Source organism: Kineococcus terrestris (assembly GCF_041020755.1).
In the GTDB taxonomy this organism is placed as follows: domain Bacteria; phylum Actinomycetota; class Actinomycetes; order Actinomycetales; family Kineococcaceae; genus Kineococcus; species Kineococcus terrestris.
This window is the reverse complement of record NZ_JBEUEI010000008.1, coordinates 64,791-77,911: the sequence shown is the minus strand read 5'-3', so window position 1 is coordinate 77,911 and position 13,121 is coordinate 64,791. Positions and strand designations below refer to the sequence as shown.

The 13,121-nt window shown below is 77.6% G+C and carries 8 protein-coding genes and 1 tRNA gene; 7 read left to right on the top strand and 2 right to left on the bottom strand.

Annotated elements, in window-relative coordinates; genetic code table 11:
- Window positions 1-5: 5 nt before the first annotated feature.
- The 4 genes from AB8M62_RS06995 (at window position 6) to AB8M62_RS06980 (ending at window position 6,173) form a co-directional block, all read left to right on the top strand.
- Entirely contained in the window at window positions 6-2,078 is a 2,073-nt protein-coding gene (locus AB8M62_RS06995) for a bifunctional aldolase/short-chain dehydrogenase (RefSeq protein WP_369069103.1), read from the top strand.
- Entirely contained in the window at window positions 2,075-3,526 is a 1,452-nt protein-coding gene (locus AB8M62_RS06990) for a rhamnulokinase (RefSeq protein WP_369069061.1), read from the top strand. Before AB8M62_RS06995 ends, AB8M62_RS06990 begins: the two co-directional genes overlap by 4 nt.
- Window positions 3,523-4,770, top strand: coding sequence for an alpha-hydroxy acid oxidase (locus tag AB8M62_RS06985; protein WP_369069060.1), 1,248 nt, complete (start codon window positions 3,523-3,525; stop codon window positions 4,768-4,770). The genes AB8M62_RS06990 and AB8M62_RS06985 overlap by 4 nt, the downstream gene beginning before the upstream one ends.
- Window positions 4,771-5,021: 251 nt before the next feature.
- Window positions 5,022-6,173, top strand: a complete 1,152-nt coding sequence (locus tag AB8M62_RS06980; RefSeq protein WP_369069059.1) for a hypothetical protein — start codon at window positions 5,022-5,024, stop codon at window positions 6,171-6,173.
- 74 nt (window positions 6,174-6,247) lie between these two features.
- Here the strand turns inward: AB8M62_RS06980 and AB8M62_RS06975 are convergent, their stop codons facing one another.
- A complete protein-coding gene (locus tag AB8M62_RS06975; RefSeq protein ID WP_369069058.1) occupies window positions 6,248-7,387 on the bottom strand; it encodes an MFS transporter in 1,140 nt (379 codons plus the stop codon).
- 510 nt (window positions 7,388-7,897) lie between these two features.
- A tRNA-Leu gene (locus tag AB8M62_RS06970) sits at window positions 7,898-7,982 on the bottom strand.
- Window positions 7,983-8,253: 271 nt separating this feature from the next.
- Here AB8M62_RS06970 and AB8M62_RS06965 point away from each other — a divergent pair.
- Genes AB8M62_RS06965 through AB8M62_RS06955 form a run of 3 tightly spaced genes read left to right on the top strand, consistent with a single transcriptional unit; the run spans window position 8,254 to window position 13,024 of the window.
- A complete protein-coding gene (locus tag AB8M62_RS06965) occupies window positions 8,254-9,300 on the top strand; it encodes a 3-oxoacyl-ACP synthase III (protein WP_369054578.1) in 1,047 nt (348 codons plus the stop codon).
- Window positions 9,297-12,056, top strand: coding sequence for an alpha/beta fold hydrolase (locus AB8M62_RS06960; protein WP_369069057.1), 2,760 nt, complete (start codon window positions 9,297-9,299; stop codon window positions 12,054-12,056). Before AB8M62_RS06965 ends, AB8M62_RS06960 begins: the two co-directional genes overlap by 4 nt.
- The gene (locus tag AB8M62_RS06955; RefSeq protein WP_369069056.1) at window positions 12,053-13,024 is read left to right on the top strand and encodes an NAD-dependent epimerase/dehydratase family protein; all 972 of its coding nucleotides are present in this window, start codon (window positions 12,053-12,055) and stop codon (window positions 13,022-13,024) included. Before AB8M62_RS06960 ends, AB8M62_RS06955 begins: the two co-directional genes overlap by 4 nt.
- The last annotated feature ends 97 nt before the right edge of the window (window positions 13,025-13,121 follow it).

The window sequence follows — 13,121 nt, the reverse complement described above, 5'->3', positions numbered from 1 at the left end:
GCGCGGTGACCGGCCCCACCAGCACCACGGACACGACGACGGGCGCGGTCGGGCAGCTGCTCGCGCGCTCGCACGCCCTGGGCGCCGACCCCCGCTTCACCAACTACGCCGGCGGAAACACCTCCGCCAAGGTCACCGGCACCGACCCGGTGACCGGGCGGGAGGTGGAGCTGCTGTGGGTCAAGGGCTCCGGCGGTGACCTGGGCACCCTGACCGAGCAGGGCCTGGCGGTCCTGCGCCTGGACCGGGTGCGCGCCCTGCGCGGGACGTACCCGGGGGTGGAGCGCGAGGACGAGGTGGTCGCCGCGTTCGACTTCTGCCTGCACGGCAAGGGGGGCGCGGCACCCTCCATCGACACCGCCATGCACGCCCTGGTGGACGCCGCGCACGTGGACCACCTGCACCCCGACGCCGGCATCGCCGTCGCCTGCGCCGCCGACGGCGAGGAGCTGACCCGGCGGATCTACGGCGGGAAGGTCGTGTGGGTGCCCTGGCGCCGGCCCGGCTTCCAGCTGGGCCTGGACGTCGCCGCGATCCACGAGCAGCACCCGGACGCCGTCGGCTGCGTCCTGGGCGGGCACGGCATCACCGCCTGGGGGGACACCTCCGAGGAGGCCGAGGCGAACTCCCGCTGGATCATCGAGACCGCCGAGGCGCACATCGCCGAGCACTCCCGCCCCGAGCCGTTCGGGCCCGTGCTCGACGGCTACGCCGCCCTGCCCGCCGCCGAGCGGCGCGCGCGGGCCGCGGCGCTGGCGCCCGTGGTCCGCGGCATCGCCAGCCACGACGCCCCGCAGGTCGGGCACTTCACCGACGCGGACGTCGTCCTGGACTTCCTGTCCCGCGAGGAGCACCCCCGCCTGGCCGCGCTGGGCACCTCCTGCCCGGACCACTTCCTGCGCACCAAGGTCCGGCCCCTGGTGGTGGACCTGCCCGCGAGCGCCCCCCTGGAGGAGGTCACCGCGCGCCTGCACGAGCTGCACGAGGCCTACCGCGCGGACTACCGCGCCTACTACGAGCGGCACGCCACCGCGGACTCCCCCGCGATGCGCGGCGCCGACCCGCTGATCGTGCTGGTGCCCGGGGTGGGCATGTTCTCCTACGGCCGGGACGCGCAGACGGCCCGCGTGGCCGGGGAGTTCTACGTCAACGCGATCAACGTGATGCGCGGGGCGGAGGGCCTGTCCTCGTACGCGCCCATCCCCGAGAGCGAGAAGTTCCGCATCGAGTACTGGGCGCTGGAGGAGGCCAAGCTGGCGCGGATGCCGAAGCCCAGGCCGCTGGCCACCCGGATCGCGCTGGTCACCGGGGCGGCCTCCGGCATCGGCAAGGCCATCGCCGTCCGGCTGGCCGCCGAGGGCGCCTGCGTCGTCGTGGCCGACCTGGACCTGGCGAAGGCGCGGGAGGCGGCCGCGGAGATCGCGGGCGCGAAGGGGGCCGACGTCGCGGTGGGCGTGGCCGCGGACGTGTCGGACCCGGCGGCCGTGGCCGCCGCGGTCGAGGAGGCCGTGCTGGCCTTCGGGGGGCTGGACCTGGTCGTCAACAACGCGGGCCTGTCGATCTCCAAGCCGCTGCTGGAGACGACCGAGCGGGACTGGGACCTGCAGCACGACGTCATGGCCAAGGGGTCCTTCCTCGTCTCGCAGGCCGCGGCGAAGGTCCTCATCGCCCAGGGCATGGGCGGGGACGTCGTCTACATCGCCTCCAAGAACTCCGTGTTCGCCGGCCCGAACAACATCGCCTACTCGGCGGTCAAGGCCGACCAGGCCCACCAGGTGCGGCTGCTGGCCGCCGAGCTGGGCCAGTACGGGGTGAAGGTCAACGGCGTCAACCCCGACGGGGTGGTGCGCGGTTCGGGCATCTTCGCCGGCGGGTGGGGTGCCCAGCGCGCGGCGACGTACGGGGTGCCGGAGGAGGAGCTGGGCAAGTACTACGCCCAGCGCACCCTGCTCAAGCGCGAGGTGCTGCCCGAGCACGTGGCCGCCGCGGTGTTCGTGCTGACCGCCGGGGAGCTGTCGCACACCACCGGCCTGCACGTGCCCGTGGACGCGGGCGTGGCCGCCGCGTTCCTGCGGTGAGCGGGCAGGAGGCGTTCGCGGCCGTCGACCTGGGCGCCACGAGCGGCCGGGTCCTGCTCGGTCACCTCGAGGACGCCGACGGGGGCCCGGTCCTGGCCGCGCGGCAGGTCGCGCGCTTCGGCAACGACCCGGTGGAGCTGCCCGACGGGCTGCGCTGGAACGTGCTGGAGCTGTACCGGCAGGTCCTGGCCGGCCTGGCGGCGGCCGAGCGCCTGGCGCCGGGCGCGGTCCGCAGCGTGGGGGTGGACTCCTGGGCGGTGGACTACGGGCTGCTGTCCGGGCGGCGCCTGCTGGGGGTGCCGTTCCACTACCGCGACGCCCGCACCGCCGCCGGGGTGGCCGCCGTGCACGAGCGCGTCGGCGCCGCGGAGCTGTTCGCGCGCAACGGGCTGCAGCACCTGCCGTTCAACACCCTGTTCCAGCTGGCCGCCGAGGGCCCGCTGCTCCAGGTGGCCGACACGGTGCTGCTGGTGCCGGACCTGCTCGGCTTCTGGCTGACCGGGGCCGCCGTGGCCGAGCGCACCAACGCCTCCACCACGGGTCTGCTGGGCGCGCGCGAGCGCACGTGGGACGTGGACCTGGCCCGGACGCTGGGGCTCGACCCGCGGCTGCTGCCGCCGCTGGTCGACCCCGGCACCCGGGTGGGCCGGCTGCGCCCGGAGGCCGCCCGGGTCGTGGGCCGCGCGCTGGACGTGGTGGCCGTGGGCTCGCACGACACGGCCTCCGCGGTGGTCGCGGTCCCGGCCGCGGGCGAGGGCTTCGCCTACGTCTCCTGCGGCACGTGGGGGCTGGTCGGGCTGGAGCTGGACGCCCCCGTGCTCACCGAGGACGCCCGCCGGGCCGGGTTCACCAACGAGGGCGGCGTGGACGGGCGCACCCGGTTCCTGCGCAACGTCATGGGGCTGTGGCTGCTGAGCGAGTCGCTGCGGCACTGGGAGCCGGCCGCCACCGACACCGAGCGCTCGGCCCTGCTGGGCGAGCTGCTGGAGGCCGCCGCCCGCGTCGAGGGGCCGGTCGCGGTGTTCGACGTGGACGATCCGGTGTTCATGCCCCCCGGTGACGTGCCCGGCCGCGTGCGCGACTGGTGCCGAGAGCACGGCCAGCCGGTGCCGGGGTCCCGGCCGGAGCTGGTGCGCAGCGTCGTGGAGAGCCTGGCCGTGGCGTTCGCCGCCGCGGTGGCCGACGCCGAGCGCCTGGCCGGGCACGAGGTGCGCGTGGTCCACCTGGTGGGCGGCGGCGCGCTGAACACCCTGCTGTGCCGGGCGACCGCCGACCGCTGCGGCCTGCCCGTGCTGGCCGGTCCGGTGGAGGCCACCGCGACGGGCAACCTGCTCGTCCAGGCCCGCGCCGCCGGCCGGCTGGGTCCCGACCTGGAGGACCTGCGGGCCGTGGCCCGCCGCTCCTGCCACGTCGTCCGCCACGAACCCCGAGCGAGGATGGCCCGATGAACCGCCCGATCGAGCGTCAGGTGCCCAACGCCCGCGAGGTCCTGGAGCTGCTCAGCTTCAAGCGGCCCGAGCTGAACGGCCGCAAGCGCCGCCTGGAGGCGGCGCTGACGATCGAGGACCTGCGCGCCATCGCCAAGCGCCGCACCCCCCGGGCGGCCTTCGACTACACCGACGGCTCCGCCGAGGGCGAGGTGTCGATCGCCCGCGCGCGCCAGGCGTTCTCCGACGTGGAGTTCCACCCCTCGATCCTGCGCGACGTGTCGGAGGTCGACACGTCCACGACGGTCTTCGGAGGGCCCTCGGCGCTGCCGTTCGGCATCGCCCCCACGGGCTTCACCCGGCTCATGCAGACCGAGGGCGAGAGCGCCGGGGCGGCCGCGGCCGGGGCGGCGGGCATCCCGTTCACCCTGTCCACGCTGGGCACCACCTCCATCGAGGGCGTGAAGGCGGCCAACCCGACCGGGCGCAACTGGTTCCAGCTGTACGTGATGCGCCAGCGCGACATCTCCTTCGGCCTCGTGGAGCGAGCCGCGCGGGCCGGGTTCGACACGCTGATGTTCACCGTGGACACCCCCGTCGCCGGGGCGCGGCTGCGCGACAAGCGCAACGGCTTCTCCATCCCGCCGCAGCTGACGGCCTCGACCGTGCTGGACACCCTGGCGCGGCCGTGGTGGTGGTTCGACTTCCTGACCACCGCCAAGCTGGAGTTCGCCTCCCTCACCGAGACCGGCGGCACCGTCGGGGAGCTGCTGGACTACGCGATGGACCCCTCGATCTCCTACGACGACCTGGCCGAGATCCGCTCCCTGTGGCCGGGCAAGCTGGTCGTCAAGGGCGTGCAGAACGTCGAGGACTCCCGCAGGCTCGCCGACCTCGGCGTGGACGGGATCGTCTTGTCCAACCACGGGGGCCGTCAGCTGGACCGCGCGCCGATCCCCTTCCACCTGCTGCCCGACGTGGTGCGCGAGGTCGGGCGGGACACCGAGGTCGCCATCGACACCGGCATCATGAACGGCGCCGACGTCGTCGCCTCCATCGCGATGGGCGCCAGGTTCACGCTCATCGGGCGCGCCTACCTGTACGGCCTCATGGCCGGTGGGCGCCAGGGCGTGGACCGGACGATCCAGATCCTCACCGAGCAGGTCGTGCGGACGATGAAGCTGCTGCAGGTGCGCTCCCTGGCGGAGCTGACGCCGGCCCACGTCACCCAGCTGGAGCGGCTGGCCCCCCGCGCCCGGTCCTGAGCGCGCGACGTCCGGGCCGGTGGGTGCGGACGTCGCACCGTCGGGGCACCCCGTCCGGGGTGTCCTGACGTCGAGAGCTGTGCTCCCGCTTCTGACGGTCCGCTCGCCGCCATAGCCTATAGTATGTGAAAACCCACTTGATGGAGCGCCGGCGGCTCGTCGTGGTGACGCCGACGGGAACGGGCGGCGAACACCGGCGCCGTCCCCGTCCACGACGCCCCCGGGCGCGGACCGGGCTCTAGCGTGACGGTGTGAGCCTCCACGTCACCGCGCGCGCCGGCGCGAGCACCCGGCGCGGGCCGCTGCTCACCGCCCTGGTGGCGGTCCCCGCCCTGCTGGCCCCGGCGCTCGCGTGGGCGCTGGCCGCGACGTCCGCGGGGGCGGTGCGCGCCGGGGAGACGGCGGCGCTGGGCCCCGAGCACACCCCGGACCTGCCCGGTGGGGGCGAGCTGTCGCTGGCCGCGCACGACGTGCGCCTGGCGGCCCTGGTCGCGCTGTGGTGCGCCCTGGCGCTGCTCCTGGCGCCTGCCGCGGGCACCCGCGCCCGCCCGCGCGGGTCCGTGGCGGCGTGGGTGGGCGGCGGGCTGGCGCTCGCGGTCGCCAACGCGCTCCTGGGCCCCGTCGTGGACGGCCGCTCCCCCGCGCTGGCCGCCGGCCTGCTGCTGGCCGCGGCGGCCCTCGGGGCCCTCGCCGCGGCGGGCGCCGGTGCCGCGCTGCCCGGGGGGCCGCGCGCCGCGCGCGCCGCGGGCACGGCCCGCCCCGACGGCACCGGGCACCGGTGGTGGTGGCTGACGGCCGCCGGGGCGCTGGCCGCGGCCACCGCTCCCCTGCTGGCGCTGCAGGGCCTGTCGACGCCGGCGTGGTCGCCGTACGTGCCCGCCGGGCTGCGGGCCTCGGCGACGCTCGTGACCGCGGCGCTGCTGCTGACCGCCGCCGCCTGCGCCGCCACCCGCCCGTCCGGGCGCACCGCGGGGACGCCCGCGCCGGCACCGGGGGTCCGGGCCGCCTGCGTGCTGGTGCCGGTGGCGGTCGCGGCGCTGCTGCTGCTGGACCCGGTGGCGCTGCGGCTGCGCGAGCAGGCGTGGGTGGCCGGGCCGGCGCTGGTCGCCGCGCTGGCGCCGCTGGTGCTGCTGACCGGTCCGGGCCGGCGCGAGCCGTCGCGGCGCCGGGTGCGCACCAGCGCCGTGGTGCTGGCCGGCCTGGCCGCGGCAGCGGTGCCGGCCCTGCCGGCGCTCGGCCTCGTCGTGGTGGTCGGCGGGTTCGGCGGGCTGCTGGTCACCGGGCCCGCGGGCGCGGTCGTCGGCTACGACGGCCTGCCGCTGACCGGCGGCGGGGTGCTGCTGGCCGCCGGGGCGCTGGCCGTGCTGGCGGGGCTGACGGCGGACCCGGCGGCCCGCCGCTGACCACCCGTCGCCGGACCTCCGGCACCGGCTCCCGAGCGCCGGAGCGGTGGGCGGGGGGCAGCGGTGGGCGGGCGTCAGCGGCGGGCCGTGGTCCCGCGCAGCGCCAGGCCGGCGCCGACCGCGAGGACACCGGCCGCGGCGACGGGCCAGAACGCCCGCGCGGGGTCGCCGGTCACGACGTCCCCGGCCAGGGCGCCGGCCAGCGCCGCCGCCGCGGACAGCCCCAGCACGAGCGCGGTGGCCAGCAGCGTCATCGTCGAGGCGACCGCGCGCGCGGGGGCGACCTGCTCGCCGCGGGTGTAGCCGCTGACCAGCAGCAGGCCCGCGCCGACGCCGACGACCAGCGCGGAGACCGCCGCGGTGCCGGGCCCGGGTGCCGTGGCCAGGCCCGCGGCGCCCAGGAGCAGGACGGCGCCGCCGGCCGCCACGCGCGCGGCCAGTCCGGCGCGCGGCGTCGCGCGCGCCAGGACGAGGCTGGCGACGGCGCTGCCGATGCCCGTGCACGCGTACACGAGCCCCGTCAGCTCGGGGGTGCCGCGCTGGGCGTGCACGGCGGTCAGGCCCGTCTGGGTCGCGCCGAAGGCCGCGCCCACCGCCAGGCAGGCGAGCGCCGGCGCGACGAGCCGCACCAGGGGCAGCCGCTCCCCCGCCGCCCGCTCCCCGCGCGGGCGGCGGGTGGCCGCGGTGCGCCGGGGCCAGGTGGCGCGGTCGGTCCACAGCTGCGCGGCGAAGGCGCCCTGGCCGGCGACGGCGACCGCGGCGAGGACCCACAGGGCCGGCAGCGGGCCGAGCAGCGCGACCAGCAGGCCCGCGGCCACGGGCCCGACGACGAAGCCGACCTCGTCGGCGGCGACCTCGTACCCCAGCGCGCGGTGCACCAGGTCGGGGCCGGCGCCGCGGCGGGCCAGGTGCGACCAGCGGGAGCGGGCGATGGAGCCGACCTGCGGGTTGGCGGCGCCGACGACGGCGGCGCACAGCAGCACCGCGGCGGTGGGCGAGCCCGGCGCGGTGACGGCGAGCAGGCACAGCAGGGCGGTGACCTGGACGGCGGTGGCCGCGACCACGACGGGCAGCGGTCCCCAGCGGTCCACGGCGCGCCCCACGAGCGGCGCGCCGAGGGCGGTGCCCACGCCGACGGCCGCGACGGTGAGACCGCCGAGCCCGATGCCGAGGCCCGAGGAGGTCACGACCATCAGCAGGCCGAGCTGGATCATCGAGGACGGGACCCGGCCGAGCAGGGCCGTGACGAGGAAGGCCGGGCCGCCGGCGGCGACGAGCGAGGGCCCGGCGGCGTGGGCAGCGGGTGGCGTGACGGGGGGTGCGACGGGGGATGCGACGGGGGATGCGACGGGGGATGCGACGGGGGATGCGACGGGGGATGCGACGGGAGGTGTCATGGCGCGTCCGTGCGCGAGACGGCGGTTCATCGGGGTTCTCCGGGGACGACGGGCGCCCGTGCGCCCCACCCCACACACGGGAACCTTCCCCTGAACGCCGTCGACGCTAGCACCGCGGGGGCGCCGCGGCGCGGTGGCGCCGGCGGGCGCACGGGCCGCCGCGGTGACCGGTCGCCGGCTGGACGGGTCCTCCCCCGCGCCGCCGCACGGGGCGGCCAGCCCCACAGCGCTAGCCTATAGTATGTGAAAATTACCGGACAGAGGCCCGGCACAACGAAGGCCCCGACCGTGAACGGTCGGGGCCTTCGTCGTCGCTGTCTCACCGAGTGTCCGAGGGGGGACTTGAACCCCCACCCTCTGTACGAGGACTAGCACCTCAAGCTAGCGCGTCTGCCTATTCCGCCACCCGGACAGGTGGTCCGACGCTGGCCGTCACGGCCCTCGTGGACGGGGAAGACCGTAGCACGGCAGCCGCAGCGCCCCGCACGCGGCGGTGGCGCCGTCCCCGCGCCGGCGGCCCGCGCCGCGCTCCCGCCGGGCTGCGCGGGAACCGCGCCCCGGACGCCGCTCGTCGTACCCGGGACGGTGATCGGGACGCCGGGAGGCGCCGGCGCGGGCGGAGGCTAACCTGGCTCCCTCGCCGCTGACGACGTCGCGGCCACGCACACGGACTGGGGAAGCCCTTGAACGACCAGACGCACGGGGACCCGCTCGGGAACTCCTCCTTCCGGCCCGCGAACGCGGCGCTGCTGTCCGTGGCCCACCTCGAGGCGCCCGTCGTCGTCCCCTCCTCGCACTTCGACGACGTGCTGGCCCCCACGCTGGAGCGGCTGCGGCTGCGCCCGGGGCTGCTGGAGAAGGTCGCCGGGGTGCGCGAGCGCCGCTGGTGGTCCCCCGGCCAGGACGCCGCGGAGGCGGCGGCCGAGACCGGCGCCAAGGCGCTGAGCGAGGCGGGGGTGGACGCCAAGGACGTCGGGCTGCTGATCTCCACGACGGTCACCCGCCCGCACCTGGAGCCGGCGGTGGCCACCTCGGTGCACCACCAGATGGACCTGCCGCCCTCGGCGCTGAACTTCGACATCACCAACGCGTGCCTGGGCTGGGTCAACGCCCTGCAGGTGGCCTCGGCGATGATCGACGCGGGCGCGGTGCGCTACGCGGTCGTGCTGGGCGCGGAGGACGTGCGCAGCATGCACCGGGGCACGATCGAGCGGCTGCAGGGCGGTGAGGTGACCCGCCGCGACTTCCTGGACCAGTTCGCGACGATGACGCTGGGCTGCGGGGCGGCCGCGGCGGTCCTGGGCCGCGCGGACGAGCACCCGGAGGCGCACCGGGTGCTGGGCGGCACGGCGCGGGCGGGCACCGCCCACCACGAGCTGTGCATCGGGGACATGAACCACATGCGCACCGACGCCAAGCTGATGCTCACCGAGGGCATCGAGATCGTCGCCGACGCCTTCGCGGGCGGGGACCAGCAGTGGGGCTGGTCGGGCGCGGACCGCTTCGTCATCCACCAGATCTCCCGCGTGCACACCGACACGGTCGTGCAGCGCCTGGGCCTGGACCCGGACAAGGTGCCCATGACGTTCCCCACCTGGGGCAACGTGGGCCCGATCTCCCTGCCGATGACCCTGTCGAAGACGGCGCCGGAGCTGGCCGCCGGTGACCGGGTGATCGCCATGGGCGTGGGCTCCGGTCTGAACAGCGCCATGATCGAGATCGCCTGGTGAACGCTCCCGCAGGTCCCGCCGCGAAGCCGGCGGGGCTGCCGCCCGCCGGCCTGCCCGGCTGGCGCCCGGAGTGGTCGCGGCTGGTCAGCGCCCCGGACGCCTCCGGCGCCGAGCGCACCTGGCACGTCCTGGACACCGCGCCCGACGCCGCGCCCGGGGAGGTGCTGGGCACGCTGCTGTGCGTGCACGGCAACCCCACGTGGTCCTACCTGTGGCGCCACCTGGCGCAGCGGGCCTCGCGGCAGGGGTTCGGCTGGCGGGTGGTGGCGCTGGACCACCTGGAGATGGGCTTCTCCGAGCGCACCGGGGTGCGCCGCGGGCTGGCCGACCGGATCGCCGAGCTGGACGCGGTGGTCGCGGCCCTGGACCTCAGCGGTGACGTCGTGGCCGTCGGGCACGACTGGGGCGGGGTCGTGGCCACCGGCTGGGCCGCGCGCGAGCACGCGCGCGGCGGCCGGCACGCCGCGCGGCGCCTGGCCGGTCTGGTCGTGATGAACACCGCCGCCTCCCACCCCGTCGACGCGCCCCCGCCCGGGCCGCTGACCCTGGCGACGCTGCCGGGCGTGCTGCCGCTGGTGACCAGCCGCACCGACGCGTTCCTGCGCACCACGCTGGCGCTGTGCCGCCCGCCGCTGCCGGCGGACGTGCGCGCCGCGTACCGGGCCCCCTACCGCACCCGCGCCGACCGGGCGGGTGTGGAGGCGTTCGTCGCCGACGTACCCACCGGCCCCGAGCACCCGGTGCGCCCGGCGTTCGAGGAGGTCAGCGCCGGCGCCGACCGGCTGGGCGCCTCCGGCCTGCCCGCGCTGGTGCTGTGGGGCCCGCGCGACCCCGTCTTCGGCGAGCGGTACCTGCGCGACTGGCGCGCGCGCCTGCCCGGCGCGGACGTGCACCGCTTCGCCGGCGCCGGGCACCTGCTGCCCGAGGACGCCGACGTGGCGGGGGTGGTGCTGCGCTGGCTGGACGAGCGCGTGCACCCGGCCGGCCCGGCCCGCCCGGCCGGCCCAGCCGCCCCGCAGGACGCCCAGGAGCAGGCGCCGGAGCGCCCCGAGCACCGTCCGCTGTGGGCGCGCACCGCCGAGCGGGCCGCCGCCGAGCCGGACGCGCCGGCCGTCGTGGAGGTCGGCGAGCGCGAGGGCTCCGGCCCCCCGCCGGTGCGGCGCATCCCCTGGTCGCTGCTGCAGCGGCGCACCACCGAGCTGGCGGCCGGGTTCGCCGAGCTGGGCGTGCGCCCGGGGCAGCGGGTCTCCCTGCTGGTGCCGCCGGGGGCGGACCTGACGGCCGTGCTGTACGCGGTGCTGCGCATCGGCGCGGTGGCCGTGGTCGCCGACGCCGGGCTGGGCGTGCGCGGTCTGACCCGCGCGGTGACCGGCGCCGGGGTCGACGTCGTGGTGGGCGTGCCCAAGGCGCTGGCCGCCGCGCGCGTGCTGCGCTGGCCGGGCCGCCGGATCGCCGCCACCCCGCGCGGGGTGCGGGTGGACGAGGCGGCGCTGCGGCTGCTGGGCGTGGAGACGACCGTGCTGGAGGTCGCCGAGCGCGGCCGGCGCGCGCTGGCCGCCGGCGCGCAGCTGCCGCCGGAGCCGGCCCCCGAGGCCGAGGCGCTGGTGCTGTTCACCTCCGGCTCCACCGGCCCGGCCAAGGGCGTGGTCTACACGCACCGGCAGACGGCGATGCTGGCGCGGGCGCTGGGCGCGGCGATCCGCACCGACCCCGCCCACGGGCTGGTCTCGGCGTTCGCGCCGTTCGCGCTGCTGGGTCCCGCGCTGGGCGCCACCTGCGTGGTCCCCGCGATGGACGTGACGAGGCCCGCGACCCTGACCGCGAGCGCCCTGGCCGACGCGGTGGCCGCCAGCGGGTCCACCTCGGCGTTCCTGTCCCCCGCCGCGCTGGTCAACGTGCTGGCCACGGCCGACGGGCTGGACGAGGCGGGCCGGGCGGCGCTGGCGCGGGTGGAGACGCTGCTGAGCGCGGGGGCGCCGGTGCCGGTGCCGCTGCTGCAGCGGGCGCGGGAGCTGATGCCGCTGGCCGACCCGCGCTCGCCGTACGGGGCCACCGAGGTGCTGCCGGCGACCGACGTGGGCCTGTCGGACCTGCTGGAGGCCGGTGCCGGGGACGGCACGTGCGTGGGCCGGCCGGTGCCGGGTGTGGTGGTGGGCATCGCGCCGCTGGACGCCGACGGCGCCGCGGCCGAGGACGTGGTGACCACCCCGGGGGTGACCGGGGAGGTCGTCGTGGGCGGTGAGCACGTCAAGGACCGCTACGACCAGCTGTGGGACACCCACGCGGCCAGCGTGCGGGTGCGCCCCTCGAGCGCGCTGGCGGCGGCCAACCCCTCGGGGCGCTGGCACCGCACCGGCGACGTGGGGAACCTGGACGAGCGGGGCCGGCTGTGGGTGCAGGGCCGCCTGGCGCACGTGGTGGTCACCGCCGACGAGGTGATCACCCCCGTCGGGCTGGAGCAGCGCGCCGAGACCGTCGAGGGGATCGCCCGCGCGGCGCTGGTGGGGGTGGGCCCGCGGCACGCGCGCCGGCTGGCGGTGGTCGCCGAGGCCGACCCGCCGGTGCGGCGCACCACCGCGGCCGGGCCCGCGGTGGCGCGGGCGGTGCGCGCGGCGACCGGCCGCGACGTGGTCGCGGTGCTGCTGGTGCCGGCGCTGCCCACCGACGTGCGGCACAACTCCAAGATCGACCGGGTGCGGGTGACGGCGTGGGCCGGGCGGGTCCTGGCCGGGCAGCGGGCGGGGAGGCTGGCGTGAGGGTGCTGGTGACCGGGGCCAGCGGGATGCTGGGCCGCGAGACCGCCCTGGCGCTGGCCCGCCGCGGGGAGCGGGTGCGGCTGCTGCAGCGGCGCAGCGCGGGGCTGGGCCTGGAGGAGGTCCGGGGCTCGGTGACCGACGTGGCGGCCGTGGCCCGCGCCGTGGAGGGCGTGGACGCCGTGGTGCACCTGGCGGCGAAGGTGTCGATCACCGGGGCGCACGAGGAGTTCGTCCAGACGAACGTGCGCGGCACGTACGGGCTGCTCGAGGCGGCCCGCGCGAGCGGGGTGCGCCGGTTCGTGCAGGTCAGCTCCCCCTCCGTCGCCCACGCCGGGCACGCGCTGGTGGGGGCGGGCACCGACCCGGCCGACCCGGCCGCCGCGCACGGCTCGTACGCGGTGACCAAGGCCGAGGCGGAGCTGCTGGCGCTGGCCGCGGACGCGCCCGGCTTCGCGGTGGTCGCGGTGCGCCCGCACATCGTCGTCGGCCCCGGCGACACGCAGCTGGTGCAGCGCATCGCCGACCGCGCCCGCGCCGGCCGGCTGCCGCTGCTGGACGACGGGGCAGCGCTCATCGACTGCACCTACGTGGACAACGCCGTGGACGCGCTGGTCGCGGCGCTGGACCGCGCCGAGGACGAGGGCGTGCACGGGCAGGCGTTCGTGGTGACCAACGGCCAGCCGCGCACCGTCTCGGAGTGGCTGGCGGCCATCTGCGAGGCCGCCGGGGTGCCGGCGCCGACCCGGCGGGTGCCCTCGGCGCTGGCCAAGGCCGCCGGGAGCGTCGTGGAGCGGGTGTGGACGCGCGCGCGGCTGCCCGAGGAGCCGCCGATGACGCGCTTCCTGGCCGAGCAGCTGTCGACCGCGCACTGGTTCGACCAGCGCCGCACCCGCGAGCTGCTGCGCTGGGAGCCGCAGGTGGACCTGGACGAGGGGTTCACGCGGCTGGCCGCCGGCTTCGGCCGCTGACCGGGCCGACCACGCCCCGACCGGCCGCTGGGCACAGCACCCGCGCAACCGTTAGCGTGAGCGGGTGATCACGCGCGGACGCCGGCCCGAGGACGCC

Bases quoted from the DNA above. Each gene is read 5' to 3' on its own strand.
- AB8M62_RS06985 (WP_369069060.1), top strand. From the start codon at position 3,523: ATGAACCGCCCGATCGAGCGTCAGGTGCCCAACGCCCGCGAGGTCCTG.
- AB8M62_RS06975 (WP_369069058.1), bottom strand. From the start codon at position 7,387: ATGATCCAGCTCGGCCTGCTGATGGTCGTGACCTCCTCGGGCCTCGGC.